Raw genomic sequence first — 18,284 nt, 5'->3', positions numbered from 1 at the left:
CATGCAAGTCACCGACCGCCGCCGCTTGCTGCAACTGGCGGCAGCGACGGCCGCCGCCGGCTGGCTGCCGCGCAGTGCGTGGAGCCAGGTCCGCACGCGCGACAACCCCTTCACGCTGGGCGTCGCCAGCGGCTCACCGCTGGCGGATTCGGTGGTGCTGTGGACGCGGCTGGTCGCGCCGGAGCTGTCCGCCCAGCCCGTGACGGTCCGCTGGGAGCTGGCGCACGACGAAGCGTTTGCGCGCGTGCTGCACAGCGGGCAGGCCGAGGCGCTGCCGGAGCTGGCGCACTCGGTGCACGTGGAGACCGCCGCGCTGGCGCCGGACACCGGCTACTTCTACCGGTTCGTGTTCGGCGAGTGGACCAGCGCGGTCGGCCGCACGCGCACGCTGCCACGCCCGGATGCAGCGATGGCCCGCGTCCGGATCGCCTACGCTTCCTGCCAGCGCTGGGAGCACGGCTTCTTCGCCGCCTGGCGCCACATGCGCGAGGACGCGCCGGACTTCGTGCTGTTCCTGGGCGACTACATGTACGAATACGCCGGCGCCGCACGCTCCGTGCGCGCCACCGACGGCCCGGAAACCTTCACGCTGCAGCAGTACCGCAACCGCTACGCCCTGTACAAATCGGACGCCGACTTGCAGGCGATGCACGCGGCGTGCCCCTGGCTGTTCACCTGGGACGACCACGAAGTCTCCAACGACTATGCCGCGCTCAACGCGGGCGGCGGCGGACCGTCTCCCGATTTCCCGGCGCGGCGGGCCGCCGCCTACCAGGCGTATTACGAGCACATGCCGCTGCGCGCCTCCGTGCTCACGCGCGCGCTGCAGGGACTGGCCGGTGGCGCGGAGCTGCGGCTGTACGGTGAAGTGCGTTTCGGCACGCTGGCGCAACTGCTGCTGCTGGATGGCCGCCAGTTCCGCGATCCGCAGCCCTGCAGCCCGCCCGGTCGCGGATCGGTGACGCGCGATCCCGGGACCTGCGAGTCCTGGAACGATCCCTCCCGCACGATGTTGGGCGGCGCGCAGGAGCAATGGTTGGACATGCGACTCGGTGCCGGCGGCGCGGCATGGACGGTGCTGGGCCAAGGCACCCTGTTCGGCCAGCGCGACTTCCGCCCCGGCCCGGGCAAGATGCTCTGGAACGATGGCTGGGACGGTTATGCCGCCGCGCGCGGGCGCCTGGTGCAGGCGCTGCAGCAACAGCGCGCCGCCAACCCGGTGCTGTTCGGCGGCGACATCCACGAGAACTGGGTGGGCCAGGTCAAGGCCGACTACGACCGGCCGGAGAGCGACAGCGTCGGCGTGGAGTTCTGCGGCACCAGCATCACTTCGCGCGCGTTCGAGCCCGACAAGCTGCGCCAGCGCATGGCCGACAACCCGCACTTCGTCCATGCCGACGCCGAGCGGCGCGGCTACGGTATCGCCGACTTCACGCGCGGGCGGCTGCAGGTGCGGCTGCGCACGCTGGACGACGTCACCCGGCGCGACACGGCCGTGCGCACCGAGGCGGCCTTCGCGGTGGAGGCCGGCCGGCCGGTGGTGGAACGCGCCTGATGCGGCGCGCGCTCGCCCTCGTGGTCCTGGCATGGTGCTGCGCCTGCGGCGTGGCCGCGCAGCCGGTGCTGCAGCTGGGGACGCAGGACAGCTACGACCTGGGGCCGCATCTGGCCTACCTGGAAGACGAGACGGCGCGGCTGACGCTGGACGAAGTGTTGCAGCCGATGCAGCAGGCGCGCTTTCGGGCCGCGCGCAGCGATGGCCCCGCCGCCAACTTCGGCCTCACGCGGTCGGCGGTCTGGCTGCGCATCCAGCTGCATGCCGCTGCTGGCGCCGACCCCAACTGGTTGCTCGAACTGGCCTATCCCCCGCTGGACCACCTGGAGCTGTACGCGCCCGCTGCGGGCGGCGGCTGGTCGCGCCAGACCGCCGGCGACCTGGAACCCTTCGCCAGCCGCCCCGTGGCGCACCGTAACCACGTGCTGCCGCTGGCGCTGCCCGCGGGCACGACGAGCGTCGTCTACCTGCGGCTCACGTCGCAAGGAACCATTGCCGTGCCGCTGCGGCTGTGGCGCCCGGCCGCCCTGTGGAAGAACGACCAGGCCAGTTACGCGCTGCTGAGCCTGTACTTCGGGCTGCTGGCCGGCCTGCTGCTCTACAACCTGCTGCTGTATGTGTCGGTGCGCGACCCGGCTTACCTGATCTACGTGCTGTTCGTCGCCGGCATGGCGACGGCGCAGGCGGCGCTGACCGGGCTGGGCTACCAGTTCGTGTGGCCGGGCCAGATCTGGTGGAACAGCGTGGCGCCGCCGGTGGGCCTGTGCCTGGCAGCGGTCTTCGGCCTGTTCTTCGCGCGGCGATTCCTGGACAGCACGCACGGCATGCCGCGCACCGACCGCGTGCTGCTCACGCTGGCGGTCCTCTGGGCGGTGGCCGCGGCGACCGGCGTGGCGTTGCCGTACGTGGTGTCGACGTGGCTGGTCACGGTGCTGGCACCGGTCACCGTCGCCGCGCTCGTGATGTCCGGCGTGCTGGCCCTGCGCCGTGGCCACGGCGGCGCGCGGCACTACCTGGCGGCCTGGGCCTTGCTGCTGGTGGGCGCGCTCACCCTGTTCCTGCACAACACGGGGCTGCTGCCGTCGAACGCCTTCACCTCCAACTCGCTGCTGGTCGGGTCCGCGCTGGAAATGGTGCTGCTGTCGTTTGCCCTGGCCGATCGCATCAACGTGGCGCGCCGCTTCAAGGAGCAGTCGCAGGTGCGCCTGGCAGCCGAACACGCCATGGTGGAGGCGCTGTCCGCTTCGCAGGAGCAACTGCGCACCGTGCTGGAAGAGCGCGAGATCGTGCTGGAGAACTCCATCGTCGGCATCTGCTTCCTGTCGCCGGAAGGGCGCCTGCGCTGGGCCAATCGGGCGATGATGGAGATGTTCGGTTCGCAGGGAAAACCCATCACCACGATGGAGCCGTTCTACCTGTCGCGGCAGCAATACCTGGAGGTGGGCGGCGAAGTCGCCGCAGCGACCGCGCGGGGCGAAGTGTACGAACGGGAGCTGCCGGTGCAGCGCCTGGACGGCACCCGCCTGTGGATCCAGCTTTCCGGCAAGGCCGTCGGCGGTGACGTGCTGAACCAGGGCACGGTCTGGGTGATCCGCGACGTGACGCGCCGCAAGGACCTGGAGGAGCGGCTGCAGCACACGATGTCCGAGCGCGAGGCGATCCTGAACAACGCGGTGGTCGGCATCGTGCTGTCGGTGCGCCGCCGGCACGAGTGGGTCAACGAGAAGTTCGCCCGGATGCTGGGATATCCGCGCGAGGTGCTCACCGGCCAGGGCTCCGAGTACCTGCACCCGGACACCGAGAGCTGGGAGCGTTTTGGCGCGCAGGCGCGCCAGGCGCTGATCGACAGCGGCTCGTACACCTGCGAGATGCAGCTCAAGCGCCGCGACGGCGAATTGTTCTGGGTGCAGATGGGCGGCAGCTGCGTGCGGCCCCACGACCCGGACTCCGGCGTGATCTGGACCTTCCTCGACATCACCGACCGCAAGAAGTCGGAGGCCGAAATGCGCGAGGCGCTGGAGCAGCAGAAGGCATTGAACACGCTGCGCTCCCGCTTCGTCGCGATGACGAGCCACGAATTCCGCACGCCGCTGGCCGCCATCCTGTCCGCCGAGGAATTGTTGCGGCACTACGGCGACCGGTTGCCGCCGGAAGAGCGGCGCGAGACGCTGGACAGCATCGCCGCCGGCGTCCAGCGGATGTCGCGCATGCTGGACCGCGTGCTGCTGCTCGGGCGCGTCGATGCGCAGATGCTCGACTTCCAGCCGGCGCAGGTGGACTTGCGCACGCTGTGCCCGCAGCTGGTGCAGGAGGCACGGCAGCAACACGCGGAGGCCGCCAGCGAGGTGGTGTGCGACGTGGCGTCCGACGTCGCGCCGGGGCTCTACGACGAGAAGCTGCTGCGGCACATCTTCGGCAACCTGCTGTCGAACGCGATCAAGTATTCGCCGCAAGGCGGCCGGGTGGTGTTCGACGTGCGCCGGGAAGAGGGCGCCACCGTGTTCCGCGTGGCGGACCAGGGCATCGGCATCCCGCCCGACGAGATCGGCCACCTGTACGAGTCGTTCCATCGGGCCAGCAACGTCGGCGCGATCCAGGGCACGGGGCTGGGGCTGGCGATCGTCAAGAACGCCGTGGAGGTGCACCGGGGCACCATCGCCGTGGCAAGCCGGCTGGGTGCCGGCACGACCTTCACCGTCACGATACCGGCATCCTCGTAGGCCGGGTTCGGCCATGCCGACCCCGGCGCGGTGGTGTCACACCATCACTTCCAGCAGTCGATCCAGACCGCCCGAGTTGATGGCCACCATCGCCTGCTCGCGCACCTTCGGCTTGGCGTGATAGGCGACGGACAGGCCCGCTGCGCCCATCATCGGCAGGTCGTTCGCGCCGTCACCCATGGCGACGGCCTGCTTCGGCGAGATCCCCAGCCGGGCGCAGGTCTCCAGCAGCATCTTGCGTTTTTCCTCGCCATCGCAGATGTCGCCCCAGGGCTGGTCCACCATCCGGCCCGTCAACTCCCCGCAGTTGGGGCCGGATCGGATCTCCAGCACGTTCGAGCGCGTGTAGTCGATGCCCAGCCGGTCGCGGATCCGGTCGGTGAAGAAAGTGAAGCCGCCGGAGACCAGCAGCACCTTCATTCCCGCGGCCTTGCAGGCCCGCACGAGCGTCTCGGCGCCGGGGTTGAGTTGCAGGCGCTCGGTGTAGACCCGCTCCATGTCGGCGACCGTCACCCCTTCGAGCAGCCCGACGCGGCGGCGCAGGCTTTCCTTGTAGTCGGCGATCTCGCCGCGCATGGCCGCCTCGGTGATGGCGGCCACCTGCTCCTTCATGCCCACGGCATCCGCGATTTCATCGACGGATTCGATGTTGATCAGCGTGGAGTCCATGTCGAAGGCGATGAGCTTGAAGTCGGCCAGTTTCAGCGGCGGCGTGAAGCCCTGGATCTGGAGGCCGGGTGCGTATTCTTGGGAAGCCATGGCTGGATTCTCCGTCATCGACGCGGTCCAGGAACCGTCATCCCCGCGTTTCCCGTCATTCCCGCGGAGGCGGGAAACCAGGGCTTCCGCAGGCCCGTCGTGAACCCGGACCGGGACGGGCTGCCCCACCCAGGCCCGGTGCATTACGCCATCTGCATCCTGGCAACCACCGAAGGCCGGGGAAACATCATCGCGATCCCGGCTGCGGCGAGACCCACCACCATCGACCCGATGTACAGCCACGCATAGCTGCCGAAGCGGTCGTACAGCCAGCCGCCGATGAACGGGCCGAGCGCCATGCCCAGGCTGGACAGCAAGGTGGCGGCGCCGAGAACGGTGCCCTGGATGCGAGCGTCGAAGGCATCGCGCGCCAAGGCGGCGTAGAGCGGCATGGTGCCGCCGTATGCGGCCCCGAAGATGATCGCCACCGCGTAGAAGCCGCCCAGCTGGTTGACGGCGAGGTACGCCACCGCGGCGAACGCCTGCACCAGCAGGCCGACCACCAGCACCGGCTTGGCGCCCCACTTGTCCGCGGAGATGCCGAACAGCAAGCGGCCGCCGAGACCCGCCAGGCCTTCCATGCTGTAGATGGTGACGGCAGCCACCACCGGCAGGCCGCAGCCGATGGCATAGCTGACGGTGTGGAAGATGGGGCCCGAGTGCGCGGCGCAGCAGGCGAAGAAGGCGCCGCCCAGCACCAGGAAGGCCGGCGAGCGCAGCGCGTCACGCGCCGGCATGCCTTGCGTCGGGGCCGTGGGTCCCCGCGCCGCTGCAGCCGCCATCGGCACCGCGCGGATGAAGTGCACGAAGGGCAGCAGGAGCAGCCAGGTGCCGATGCCGATGCCCAGCATCGTGGTGCGCCAGCCGTACAGCGTGACGAGCCAGCCGGCCAGGGGTGCGATGGTCATCGGCGCGACGCCCATGCCGGCGCTCACCAGCGCGATGGCCAGCCCGCGCCGCTTTTCGAACGAGACGCTGGTGGCCGAAATGATCGGCGCGAAGAAGGCGCCGGCGGCCACACCGATGAGGATGCCGAAGGTCGCCTGGAACTGCAGCAGCGTCGCTGTCCGACTGGCCAGCACGCTCGCCAGCCCCAGCAACACGACGCCCGCCAGCACCACGCGGCGCGGGCCGTGGCGATCGCTCCATGCGCCCCAGCCGAAGCCGGAGAAGCCCATGGCCAGGAAGGCCAGGGTCATCGCCGCCGAAATGCCGGCGCGCGACCAGCCCGTGTCCGTTCCCATCGGCTCCAGGAACACGGCCAGCGAGAACACCACGCCGATGGCCACGCAGGTCATCAGGGCGCCGGCGGCGACCAGCGCCCAGTTGCGGTCGAGCGTGGGGAGGGAAGGGGACGAGGCAGGCATGGCGATCCTTGGTCAGTGCATGAACTGACGACGAACGAGGCGGGGCCGGATCGACATCCGGTCGTCGGAGCGGGGCTTCAGTTGCGCGCGGCCCTGGGGCGCCGCACGGCGCGCACCTTGCCGCTCTCGCCGCCGCCGCAATAGAGCAGGTCGCCGCCGTCGGCTTCCAGCCCGCTCACGCCCGTGCCTGCCGGCATTGCAAGCCGCTGAAGCACCTCGCCGCTTTGCGGGTCGACGCGGCGCAGTTCGCTTTCGTTCGCTTCCCAGGTCCCGTGCCACAGGTCGCCCCCCGCCCAGGTGACGCCGGTGACGAAGCGGTTGGATTCGATGGTGCGCTTGACGGCGCCGGTCCCCGGATCGATCTGGACGATCTTGCGGCCGCGGTAGTTGCCCACCCACAGGCTGCCCTCGGCCCATGTCAGGCCCGAATCGGTGCCTGCGCCCGGCGCGGGGATGGTCGCCAGCACCTTGCCGTCGGCCGGATCGATCTTGTCGATGCGCGATTCCGCGATCTGGTACAGGTGCTTGCCGTCGAACGCGGTGCCGGCGTCGCAGGCGACGTCGAGCTTGCGCGTCACTTCGCCGCTGGCCGGATCGAGGGCCACCAGCTGCGCCCCCAGCGCGGCCCAGACGCGGCTGCCGTCGTAACTGACGCCAGCCACGTTGGGCGCACCGGGGAAAGGGCCGTACTCGCGAACGATCTCCGCGGGCGTGGCGGCGGCTTCGGCCTGGCGGGTGAGGGTCTTGCTGCTCATGGCGATGCTCCTGGTGCAGCGCCTGGAACGGCGCGATGGGAGGACTCTAGGGAGTCGGCAGGAAAGCGGGGAGTAACAAGATTGTCGTGAAACCCGCCAGCGGCGGCGCCAGCCAGCGCCGGGACCGCGCCTGGCCGATGGCGCGCACCTGGCCGGTGGGCTGCAGGTCGGCCAGTGCGCGCTGGATGGTGCGCTGGCTGGCGTCCATGGCCAGGGACAAGGCGGAGGTCGACCACGCAGCGCCGTCCGACAGGAGCGCGACCAGCGCCGCCTGTTCGCCGGCAATGGGCGGCAGCAGCACGGCGACCGGAGCGGCGTCGTGCGGCCGCAGGACGAAACCATCGGCCGTGGCTTCGATGCGCGCCATGGGCTTGACCAATTCACGCAGGCGGCCGATCTCCACGCGCAGGCGGGCGCGATGGGTTTCGTCGGGGTGGCGCGTGCGAAAGGCGGTCGCGATCAGGGTGTCGCGCTTCACGTCCCGGGGCCAGGCTTCGGCCAGGGCGTGGGCCAGGGTGAACAGGACAGGGCGGCGGGCCAGCGGTTGCCATGCGCCCGCGTGCGCCAGGCCACGGCGGCACGCGTCGAGGACGAGCGCGCCGGACGAGAGCAGGGCCTCGACTTCGGTGAGGCGCAGGGTGTGGCCGATGCCATCCTGGACCCGGCGGGCGGCCGGGCGCGTGAGCGTGGCCTGGGCATCGGCGACTTCGGCGATGAGCGCCGGGATCGCCGCTTGCTGCGCCGACTGCGCTGCGCGTGCCAGGGCCGCCTCGGCGGAGGCGCAGTGCAGCGAGCGCAGCGCGAGTTCCGCCGCGGTCAGGTTCGCAACCGCGGCGAGCGTCGGCGGCAGCCGGGTCGTGTCGAGTGCTTCCATCATGGCCCTGGCCTCGTCCAGGCGGCCGACCAGAAGCTGCTGCCTGGCGGCGACCAGGCGGGCGTGCGCCGCATTGTCGCGGTCTCCGTGCCCTTCCAGGGTCGTCGTGGCCGCGGCCAGGGCGCGTGGAGAGCCACCGAGGTCACGCATGGCCAGCGCCACTTCGGCCTCGGCCACGACGCAGCGGGCCCGCGCGAGGTCTTCATGCGATCCGAATCCGCGGGCCGCACGGCGCAAAAGGTCCCGCGCGACCGGATGCTCTCCCAATTGCGCCATGGCGATGCCGCGCAGGGCCAGCGCCGGGGGATCGCCGCGCAGCGCGACGCGCTTGAGCGCGCCCAGCGCATCCCCCGCGGCGAGGGCGCGGGCGGAAGCGGCAATGAGCGAGTCCATGGGAACGAGGGTAGCGGATCGCCTGCGCTGCCGCTGAGCCGGCCCGGAGCGGGGCGTGAAGGGATGCGATGCACACGCGCTGCCGACGCAAGACGACGCAGGCCGCCCCATCCTCTCCTACAAACTTTCCATGCTCTGGAGCAAACCATTCGTACCTCATCTCTGGGGGTCCGATCGTCATGCACCTTGCTCGCTCGCTTTGCCTGTTGGCCTGCTTCCTCTCGCCGCTCGCCTTCGCACAGAAGCAGACGGTGTGCACGGTGACCATCAATTCGGCGGACGAGCAGAAGACCTTCCGCAAATACCTGCCCGCCGACAAGTACGACTTCGTGGAACTGGTGGAGCGCAACCGCAAGGACTGGCTGGGCTCCGCCTGCGAGCAGAAGGTGTCCTGCGACGTGCTGCTGATCTCCGGCCACCACGGGGAAGGCAACGTGTTCTTTTCCGATGCCCTGGACCGCGGCGAACACCTGCCCATCGCCGAACTGGAACGCGTGGCCTGTTCGGACTCCTGCCCCAGCCTGTTCGCCAACCTGAAGGAGGTCTACCTCTTCGGTTGCGACACCATGAATCCCCAGGCGCAGCACACGGTCAGCAGCGAGATCCTGCGCAGCTTCACCCGCGAGGGACGCTCGCCCGCCGAGGCTGCGCGGCTGACCAGCCAGTTGAAGGCGGAGCGCGGCGAAAGCAGCCGCGACCGGATGCGGCTGGTGTTCAAGGACGTCCCCGTGATCTATGGCTTCGCTTCGGCCGCGCCGCTCGGCGCTTCGGCCGCCGTCACGCTGAACCGCCACTTCCAGTCCTCCGGTGCCGGTGATGTGGGCAAGGGGCGCGTCAGCGCCGGCCTGCTGCGGCAGTTCGCGTCGCAAGGCCTGGTGGCCGGACGGGGCATGACCGCCGGCGATTCGCTGGCGGCCCTGCGCGGTGACGTCTGCTCGTTCTCGAATGACAGGATGACGACGGCGCAACGGCTGGATTCCGTGCACAAGATCATGCAGCGGCCGGTGGCGGAGTCGCGCCTGCTGCTGGATCGCATCGAGCATTTCGCCAAGACGCTCGACGCCGACTCGCGCAGGAAACCCGAAGTTGCGCAGGCCATCGAGCGCATCGCGCGCGACACGGTCACTCGGGACCGCTATCTCGCCTTCGCCCGCGACGCGGACCAGCCCGACACCCGCGCGCGCATGATCGGCGTGGCGCATGCGGTCGGCTGGTTGAACGCCCAGCAGCGCCGCGACGAGTTGCTGCAGATGATGGGCGAGATGCTCGCGCAGAAGTCGGTGGCCGGCACCGACGTGGGACTGGCCTGCACCTTGAACAAGGATGGCGCGCTGGATGGCGCGCTCGACCGGCTGGCGCGACCGGGGCAAGCCGACTCGGTCGGGCATTCCGCGGTCCTGGCCTGCATGGGCAGCACGGAAGCGCGAACGCAAGCCTTGAAGGGCCTGGTCAGCCCGGACGATGCCGATGTGCGCGTGGCGCAGTTCTACCTGCGGCACCGCCCGATCACGGATGCCGACGAACTGCGCGCCGTGACGCGGGCCATCGCCGGCATGAACGGGTTCGAAGCGCAGGCGCGTGCACTCGACGTGCTCGCACGGCACTACCTGTCCGACCGCGGCAGCGTGGAAATCCTGAAGCAGCTGTTTGCCAGGACCCCGGCCTGGGCGGTGCAGAACGCGATCGCCGGTGTCCTGTTGCGCGCCGATCCGAAGGCCGCCGCCCACCCGGATGTGCTGCGCACACTGCGTGAATACCGCCTGAAGTCGTTGCCCGAGGGCAACATGGTGGACGCGCTGATCGAGCGCCTGAAGTTGTCCTGAGCGCGAGACCTGCAACAGCAGGTTTTTCCCTTACAAAACCAAGCGCGTCCGTACGTGCTGTGGAATACTCGCGCGTCACCGCGCAGTACCTCCGCAGTACCCATGCCACAACCCTTTTCCTTCATCAGCAAGGTGTTCGCCGCCTGCCTGGGCATTGCCGTTTCGGCGAGTGCCATCGGCGCGCCGCGGACGGTGTGCACCATCACGGTCAATTCGCCCGACGAGAGGGAGAGCTTCCGGCGCAATCTTCCGCCCGGTGACTACCGCTTCGTCGAGCTGGTCGAGCGCGGCCGCCCCGACTGGCTGGCATCGGCGTGCCAGCAGAAGGTGCAGTGCGATGCACTCATCATTTCCGGGCATTTCGACGGCGGCACCGAGTTCTACACCGACCGCCACGACAACAGCGAGTACCTGTCGGTCGAGGAGATGGAGCGGGCTTCGTGCAGCGACTCCTGCCCCGGCGTGTTCTCCCAGCTCAAGGAGGTCTACCTCATGGGCTGCAACACGCTGAAGACGGAGGCGCGCCAGACCGTCACCGAGGACATCGTGCGCGGACTGCTGCGCTCGGGGCATACGCCGGCGGATGCTTCGCGGGTTGCCGGGATCCTGGGTGAACAGCACGCCGGCACCAACCGGGACCGGATGCGCGCCATCTTCAAGGACGTGCCCGTCATTTACGGGTTTTCGTCGCTGGCGCCGCTCGGCCGCACCGCCGGGCCGCTGCTGGACCGCTACTTCCAGTCGGCGGCCGTTCCCGAGATCGGCAGCGGCCAGGTCAGCAGCAAGCTGATGGCTGCCTTCTCGAACACTGCATTGACCGTCACCCCCGGCTTGTCGGACGCGGAGTCGAAGGCGACGTTGCGTCGCGACGCCTGCCAGTTCGTGGACGACCGGCTGTCGGCGTCGCAGAAGGTCGCCTTCATGCACGAGGTGCTGCAGCGGGACATGGCCGAGGTGCGCATGCTGCTCGGGCACCTCGAGCGCTTTGCCGCCTCCATCCCGCCCGTGCAGCGCGTGGCCGGGAGCACCGCCGCGGCTTTCGCGAAGATCGCCGGCGACCAGGGCACGCGCGGCCGCTACCTCGAGGCGGCGCGCGATGCGGACGAAGCGTCGGTGCGCACGCGGATGATGGCGCTGGCCACCAACGTGGGCTGGTTGACGCCGGCGCAGGAGCAAGCCGAGTTCATGCGCACGATCGCCGACCACGTCGCCCGTGGCCGCGTCGGCCGGGACGAAGTGGACCTCGCGTGCGGGCGGGGCCGCCAGGATGGACAGGACCCGGCATTGCGCACACTGGCCACCGGCGTGCTCAAGTCCGGAAAGATCGCGCAGGCCGCGGCGATGGCCTGCCTGGGAAGCGCGGAGGCGCATGCGCGCGTCGTGCGCGCGGTCACGAGCACCGATGCCGACGAGATCACCATCGCGCAGGCGTACCTGCGCCATCGGCCGCTGGCCGACGTCGGGGAGGTGCGCTCGGTCGCCTCCGCGATCTCCCGCATGCCGGCTTCCGCGGCCCAGGTGCGCGCGATCGAAACGCTGGCGCAGCAACGCGTGTCCGACCCCGAGAGCCTGCGCGCGATCGCGGCCTTGTTTCCCCTGGCGAAATCCGTGCAGGTGCAGCGGGCGATCGCGGGCGTGTTGATCCGCTCCGACTACCGGGTCCTCGGACAAGCGGACCTGGCACGCTCGCTCAAGCAGCACCGCCTGAAGTCGCCGGACGGCAGCGACGTGATCGACGCGCTGCTGCGGGTGCTGCAGGCGGGGTGACGCGGGGCGATGGACGACGCCGCAACTGCCGTCTTCGTCGAGCGGGTCGCCTGCATCAGCTGCGGCGGCGGGACGCTGCAGGAAGTCTGTGCGGGCCGGTTCGACGAAGGCGCGGTCGAGCGCTTCATCCGCGAGGATCCTTGGGGCGAGCATCCCGCTCCTTTCCTGCGCGGCCAGCGGTGGTCGTATGTCGCATGCCAGGATTGCGACATGGCGTTCCATCGCTACGTCCTCGCGCCGGACTGGAGCGAACGCCTGTTTTCCCGCTGGATGTCGCAAGAGGCCATCGCGGCTTTCGAGAAGACATTGAAGACGCCCCCGAACAAGTTTCGCAAGGCCGGGGAGCACACGGCGCACGTGCTGCGCATCGAGAAGCTCACGCGCGTCCTGCGCGGATCGCAGCCGACCCGGGTGCTGGACTTCGGTTGCGGCTATGGTGAGTTCCTGTCGATGTGTTTCCTGTACGGCTTCGACGCCTGCGGGGTGGACCGGTCTGCCGCCAAGCGCGACAACAACACGTATTCCAGGGTGTTCGCCGAGATCGACGACGTTGCGGCGATGGCGCCGTTCCATGCACTGACGCTGTTCGAGGTGCTCGAGCACCTGGTCGAGCCGCAAGCCCTGATGCTCCGGCTGCGTGACCTGCTGGCCACCGGCGGCATCCTGGTGCTGGAGACGCCCGATTGTTCGGGCGTGCGCAAGATCGAGACGCGCGAGGAGTACGCCAGGATCCACCCGCTCGAGCACCTCAACGGCTTCACGCCGGAGACGCTCAAGGGCTTCGCGGAACGGCTCGGATTCGAGTCGATCACCAGGCCGATCGCCTGCGTGACCAGCGACCTGGACCGGGTGGCGAAGAGCCTGCTCCACCCCCTGGTCACGCCCACGACGCGGCAGTACTTCCGCAAGCGGTAGCCGCGCCGCGCATCAGCGCGTGCCCGCGCCCACCAGCATCTCGCACGGACCGACGAAGCCTTCCCCGGCCTGGTACTGGGCCAGCGCCTGCTCGATCTCCCGCCAGGTGTCCGCGCGGCCGGCGTCATCCATGCCGGCCAGCATCTGGTGCAGTGCGCCGAAGGACTCGCGTTCGAAGCGCACGCATTCCGCCGCCGTGGGCAGCCGCACCGGGGAGTCGACGCGGCGGACTTCGACATCGCGAAATCCCGCCTGCTCCAGCGTGCGCTGGAGCACGCCCTCGCCACCGAGCGAAAACGGGCCGGGCTGGCCCGGCAGCGGCGGCGGCAGTTGCGCGCGGCGCCGGATGATGCCGACCGGCACGGAGAAGAACGCATTGCGGTCCGGCGTGGAATAGACGATGGCGGCGAAGCGGCCACCCGGCCGCAGGGCGTGGCGGATGCCGGCCAGGGCCCGCTGCTGGTCGGGAAAGTAGATCAGGCCCACGCGCGAAATGGCCGCGTCGAACGAGCCCGCGGGCAACTGGTCGTGGCGCTCGCCGTCCAGTTCCTGCGTCTCCACGTTGCGCAGCCCCTCGCGCCGCGCCGCGGCCTGGGCGTAGCGCAGGATGGCGGGCGAAATGTCGGTGGCCAGCACATACCCGGCGGAGCCCGCGCGGCGCGCGGTGACGAGGGTCTGCTCGCCGGCGCCGGCGGCGATGTCCAGCACGCGCGCGCCGGGGCCCACGCCGGCCATGTCGAGCATCACGTCGGTCGCCGGGCCGAGCCAACGGGACAGCAAGGGCCCCCACCGGTCCCACGCTTCGGCGGCCGACTCCCATTGCGAGCGGGTGCTCTGGCGGAACTTGTCCGGATCGAAGGTTGCGGGTGCCGGGGCGGCGAGGGTTTCAGCCATGGTGATCTCCTGGGTTCGGCGCGACATGCGCCGGTGCTGGCAAGGTTCGCGCCTTGGGCGCGCGCCCTCAAGTCCAGAATCTGGAGTTCACGGCAGCCCCCGACCTGCCTACACTGCCCGCATGATCGATTACCTCCAGTTCTGCACCGTGGCGCGCGGCGCCGAGGTGCTCGGCGAGCTGTGGACGCCGCTCGTGGTGCGCGAGCTGCTGTGCGGCAGCCATCGCTTCAACGACATCCATCGTGGCGTGCCTCGCATGTCGGCCACCCTGCTGTCGCAGCGGCTGCGCAAGCTCCTGGCCATCGGGGTGATCGAGCGGCGCAAGGCCGACCACGGTTGGGAGTACCACCTGACACCGGCCGGAGAGGAACTGCGCCCGATCGTGGTGGGCATCGGCGAGTGGGGCGCGCGCTGGATCGGCAGCCGGCTGCGCCGCGAACAGCTCGACGCGGGTTTCCTGATGTGGGACATCCGGCGGTTCGCGCGCATGGAGGAGTTCCCGGTCGACCGGCGGGTGGTGGTCCACTTCCGCTTCCGCGATGCGCCGGCGGCCGAGCGGAACTGGTGGCTGGTGGTGGAGAACCGCGCGGCCGACCTGTGCCGCGACGACCCGGGCCACGACCTGGACGTGGTCGTCGACAGCACGCTGCGGGCGCTCACCGAAGTGTGGACCGGAGACAGCGAGCCCAACGAGCAGATCCGCGCCGGCGCGATCAGCGTGGCCGGTGGCGGGCGGCAGGGGCAGCAGCTGTGGAAGTGGCTGGGGAGGAGCTTGTTTGCGCCGACGCGCAGCCTGGCTCGGGCGGGCTGAAAGCGGACAGCCGGACGCAGAAGGCGCAGAAGTTACGCAGAAGACGCAAAAGGACATCCATTTTCCTGGTTTCTTCTGCGTGTTCTGCGTGCGCAGCTTCCGCGTCTTCTGCGTCCGGCTGTCCGATCCCGCTTTTCAGGCCGTCTCGGCAATTTTGGGCTGCCCGAGTGCCCGCAGCGTGTCGCGGACCATCTGTGCGCGGTCCTTCACTTCGACCAGCGCCTTCTCGATGCGCAGCTTGTCGTTGCCGGCCAGCTTGATGTGCTTGTTCTTCTGCACCAGGTGGATGATCGCCATCTGGTCGATCGGCGGATTCGGCTTGAAGGTGATGTGGATCACCGTCGGCGCCGCATCCACCTTCACCACGCCATAGGGCCGCGCCAGCACGCGCAGCCGGTGCACGTCGATCAGCGTCTGCGCCTGCGGGGGCAGCTTGCCGAAGCGGTCGACGATCTCCTCCAGCAAGGTGTCGATCTGGTCCACCGTCTTCGCCGTGGCCAGTTTCTTGTAGAAGGAAAGCCGCAGGTGGACGTCGCCGCAGTAGTCGTCCGGCAGCAGCGCGGGCGCATGCAGGTTGATCTCGGTGGTCACCTGCAGCGGCGCCAGCAGGTCCGGCTCCTTGCCGGCCTTCAGTGACCGCACCGCTTCGGACAGCATCTCGTTGTACAGCTGGAAGCCGACCTCCAGCATGTTGCCGCTCTGGTTCTCGCCCAGCACCTCGCCGGCGCCGCGGATCTCCAGGTCGTGCATCGCCAGGTAGAAGCCGGAGCCCAGCTCCTCCATCGCCTGGATGGCGTCGAGCCGTTGCGAGGCCTGCTTGGTGAGGCTTTCGATGTCCGGCACCATCAGGTAGGCATAGGCCTGGTGATGGCTGCGGCCGACGCGGCCGCGCAGCTGGTGCAGCTGCGCCAGGCCGAACTTGTCGGCGCGCGCGATCACGATCGTGTTGGCGGTCGGCACGTCGATGCCGGTCTCGATGATGGTCGAGCAGAGCAGGACGTTGTGGCGCTGCTGCACGAACTCGCGCATCACCCGCTCCAGCTCCCGCTCGGGCATCTGCCCGTGCGCCACCGCGATGCGCGCCTCGGGCAGCAGGCGCTCCAGCGCCTCGCGCCGGTTCTGGATGGTCTCCACCTCGTTGTGCAGGAAGTAGACCTGGCCGCCGCGCTTCAACTCGCGCAACACCGCCTCGCGGATGACGCCCGCGCCCTCGTTGCGCACGAAGGTCTTGATCGCCAGCCGCCGCTGCGGCGCGGTCGCGATCACCGACAGGTCGCGCAGGCCTTCCAGCGCCATGCCCAGCGTGCGCGGGATCGGCGTGGCCGTCAGCGTCAGCACGTCCACCTCGGCCCGCAGCGCCTTGACCGCCTCCTTGTGGCGCACGCCGAAGCGGTGCTCCTCGTCGATGATCAGCAGGCCCAGGTTCTTGAACCTGGTGGATTGCGACAGCAGCTTGTGCGTGCCCACCACGATGTCGATGCTGCCATCGGCCAACCCCTTGAGCGCGGTGTTGATCTCCTTGGTGGAGCGAAAGCGGCTCATCTCCGCCACCTTCACCGGCCACTTGCCGAAGCGGTCGACCAGCGTCTGGAAGTGCTGCTCCGCCAGCAGCGTGGTGGGCGCGAGGAACGCGACCTGCTTGCCGCCCGTGATGGCGATGAAGGCCGCGCGCAAGGCCACCTCGGTCTTGCCGAAGCCGACGTCGCCGCAGACGAGCCGGTCCATGGGACGCGGCGACACCATGTCCTGGATCACCGCGTGGATCGCCGCGTTCTGGTCCGGCGTCTCCTCGAACCCGAAGTCGTTGGCGAAGGTTTCGTAGTCCTGCGCGGAAAAGCGGAAGGCGTGGCCTTGCCGCGCCGCGCGGCGTGCGTACAGGTTCAGCAGTTCGGCGGCGGTGTCGCGCACCTGTTCGGCCGCGCGCCGCTTGGCCTTCTCCCACTGGCCCGAGCCCAGGCGATGCAGCGGTGCCTCGTCCGCGCCGACGCCCGTGTAGCGGCTGATCTGGTGCAGCTGGCTGACCGGCACGTACAGCGTGGCCTTGTCGGCGTATTCGAGGTGCAGGAACTCGGTGCTGCCCTGGCCGACGTCCATGCTCATCAGGCCCCGGTAGCGGCCGATGCCGTGCTGTGCATGCACGACCGGGTCGCCGACGTTCAGCTCCGACAGGTCCTTGATCAGCGCCTCGACATCGCTGATCTGCTCCTGCTTCTTGCGCCGCCGCGCTGTCGGCGCGCTGGCGAACAGCTCGGTCTCGGTGACGAAGTCGACCGCTTCCTCGGCCCAGGAGAAGCCGCTGGCCAGCGCGGCCGTCGCGATGCCCAGCTTCTCGTCGCTGGCCAGGAACTCTTCCAGCGAATCGAAGGCCGGCAGCGTCAGGTGGCTGGCGCGCAGGAAGTCCAGCAGGCTTTCGCGCCGCCCCGCGCTTTCGGCCAGCACCAGTACCTGGTTGGGCGTGCGCTGGGTGTGCTCCTTGAAGCGGGCCAGCGGGTCTTCGGCGCCGCGGACCACGGAGAGTTCGGGCAGCTGCTGGAAGGCACCCTCACCCCAACCCTCTCCCGCAAGCGGGAGAGCGGGCGAAGAAACTCCCTCTCCCGCTTGCGGGAGAGGGCGGGGGTGAGGGCCGCGCAGCGCCAATTGCGCATGCTCATTGGCGCGCGTGTAGAACTGCTCCGCGCTGAGGAACAGCGATTCCGGCGGCAGCACCGGCCTTTCGGGGTCGCCCTGCAGCAGGCGGTAGCGGTCGCGGGTGTCCTGCCAGAAGCGCTGGAACGCGGGTTCCAGCTCGCCGTGCAGCACCAGCGTGGACTGCGCGCCGAGGTAATCGAACACCGTGGCGGTCTCTTCGAAGAACAGCGGCAGGTAGTACTCGATGCCGGCGGTGGCCACGCCGTTGCCCATGTCCTTGTAGATGCGGCTCTTGGTCGGGTCGCCTTCCAGCAGTTCGCGCCAGCGGCTGCGAAACCGGGCCCGCGCGTCCTCGTCCATCGGGAACTCGCGGCCGGGGAGCAAGCGGACTTCGGGGACGGGGTAGAGGCTGCGCTGCGAATCCGGATCGAAGGTCCGGATCGAATCGACCTCGTTGTCGAAGAGGTCCACGCGAAAGGGGACCGGCGAGCCCATCGGGAACAGGTCGATCAGGCCGCCGCGCACGGCGTACTCGCCGGGACTGACGACCTGGGTCACGTGGTTGTAGCCGGCCAGCGTGAGCTGGGCCTTCAGCCGCGCCTCGTCCAGCTGCTGCTGCACGCGGAACTCGAAGGTGTAGCCCGCCAGGAAGCTCGGCGGGGCGACGCGGTACAGCGCGGTGCTCGCGGGCACGAGCACGAGGTCGGCCTCGCGCTGCAGGATGCGCCACAGCGTCGCCAGCCGCTCGCTGATCAGGTCCTGGTGCGGCGAGAACTGGTCGTAGGGCAGCGTCTCCCAGTCGGGAAACAGGGCCGTGCGCAGGCCGGGCGCGAAAAAGGCGATCTCGTCCAGCAGTCGCTGCGCGTCGTTGGCATCGGCCGTGACGATGGCCGTGAGGCGGCCCTGCTGTTGTTCGCGTTGGGCCAGCCGGGCCAGCAGCAGTGCGTCAGCGGAGCCGACCGGCCGGGGAAGGGCCATGCGCCGGCCGGGCGAGAGCTTGGGTAATTCCATGAAGTGGGTGAG

At 69.6% G+C, this 18,284-nt stretch carries 12 protein-coding genes; 6 read left to right on the top strand and 6 right to left on the bottom strand.

Going from position 1 to position 18,284, the window contains the following annotated elements:
- The first annotated feature begins 1 nt into the window (after position 1).
- Positions 2-1,555 carry an alkaline phosphatase D family protein gene (locus tag WG902_RS04745; RefSeq protein WP_340058783.1) on the top strand — a complete coding sequence of 518 codons (1,554 nt, stop codon included), beginning with the start codon at positions 2-4 and terminating at the stop codon, positions 1,553-1,555.
- Positions 1,555-4,275 carry a sensor histidine kinase gene (locus WG902_RS04740; protein WP_340058782.1) on the top strand — a complete coding sequence of 907 codons (2,721 nt, stop codon included), beginning with the start codon at positions 1,555-1,557 and terminating at the stop codon, positions 4,273-4,275. Before WG902_RS04745 ends, WG902_RS04740 begins: the two co-directional genes overlap by 1 nt.
- Before the next feature lie 36 nt (positions 4,276-4,311).
- On the opposite strand, the gene serB is transcribed toward WG902_RS04740, so the two are convergent.
- The 4 genes from serB to WG902_RS04720 all read right to left on the bottom strand — a co-directional run bounded on the left by serB (position 4,312) and on the right by WG902_RS04720 (position 8,423).
- The gene (gene serB, locus WG902_RS04735; RefSeq protein ID WP_340058780.1) at positions 4,312-5,034 is read right to left on the bottom strand and encodes a phosphoserine phosphatase SerB; all 723 of its coding nucleotides are present in this window, start codon (positions 5,032-5,034) and stop codon (positions 4,312-4,314) included.
- A gap of 143 nt (positions 5,035-5,177) precedes the next feature.
- Entirely contained in the window at positions 5,178-6,401 is a 1,224-nt protein-coding gene (locus tag WG902_RS04730; RefSeq protein ID WP_340058779.1) for an MFS transporter, read from the bottom strand.
- Between the two features lie 77 nt (positions 6,402-6,478).
- Entirely contained in the window at positions 6,479-7,156 is a 678-nt protein-coding gene (locus tag WG902_RS04725; RefSeq protein WP_340058778.1) for a Vgb family protein, read from the bottom strand.
- Between the two features lie 46 nt (positions 7,157-7,202).
- Entirely contained in the window at positions 7,203-8,423 is a 1,221-nt protein-coding gene (locus WG902_RS04720) for a helix-turn-helix domain-containing protein (RefSeq protein WP_340058777.1), read from the bottom strand.
- Positions 8,424-8,602: 179 nt separating this feature from the next.
- Between WG902_RS04720 and WG902_RS04715 the strand changes: the two genes are divergently transcribed.
- The 3 genes from WG902_RS04715 (at position 8,603) to WG902_RS04705 (ending at position 12,928) form a co-directional block, all read left to right on the top strand.
- Entirely contained in the window at positions 8,603-10,246 is a 1,644-nt protein-coding gene (locus WG902_RS04715; protein WP_340058776.1) for a hypothetical protein, read from the top strand.
- 102 nt (positions 10,247-10,348) lie between these two features.
- Complete coding sequence (locus WG902_RS04710) at positions 10,349-12,013, top strand: hypothetical protein (RefSeq protein WP_340058775.1); 1,665 nt, start codon at positions 10,349-10,351, stop codon at positions 12,011-12,013.
- Positions 12,014-12,022: 9 nt separating this feature from the next.
- A complete protein-coding gene (locus tag WG902_RS04705; RefSeq protein WP_340058774.1) occupies positions 12,023-12,928 on the top strand; it encodes a class I SAM-dependent methyltransferase in 906 nt (301 codons plus the stop codon).
- 12 nt (positions 12,929-12,940) lie between these two features.
- Here WG902_RS04705 and WG902_RS04700 read toward each other — a convergent pair whose 3' ends face one another.
- Positions 12,941-13,822 carry a class I SAM-dependent methyltransferase gene (locus WG902_RS04700; protein ID WP_340058773.1) on the bottom strand — a complete coding sequence of 294 codons (882 nt, stop codon included), beginning with the start codon at positions 13,820-13,822 and terminating at the stop codon, positions 12,941-12,943.
- A 121-nt stretch (positions 13,823-13,943) separates the two neighbouring features.
- On the opposite strand from WG902_RS04700, the gene WG902_RS04695 reads away from it, so the two are divergent.
- Positions 13,944-14,633 (top strand): winged helix-turn-helix transcriptional regulator, encoded by a 690-nt coding sequence (locus tag WG902_RS04695; RefSeq protein ID WP_340058772.1) that lies wholly within the window; start codon positions 13,944-13,946, stop codon positions 14,631-14,633.
- A 135-nt stretch (positions 14,634-14,768) separates the two neighbouring features.
- Here the strand turns inward: WG902_RS04695 and mfd are convergent, their stop codons facing one another.
- A complete protein-coding gene (mfd, locus tag WG902_RS04690) occupies positions 14,769-18,272 on the bottom strand; it encodes a transcription-repair coupling factor (RefSeq protein ID WP_340058771.1) in 3,504 nt (1,167 codons plus the stop codon).
- Between the last annotated feature and the right edge of the window lie 12 nt (positions 18,273-18,284).

The organism is Ramlibacter sp. PS3R-8, assembly GCF_037572435.1.
Classification (GTDB): Bacteria; Pseudomonadota; Gammaproteobacteria; order Burkholderiales; family Burkholderiaceae_C; genus Ramlibacter.
The sequence above is the reverse complement of the archived record's forward strand: the minus strand, read 5'-3'. Positions and strand labels throughout refer to the sequence as shown.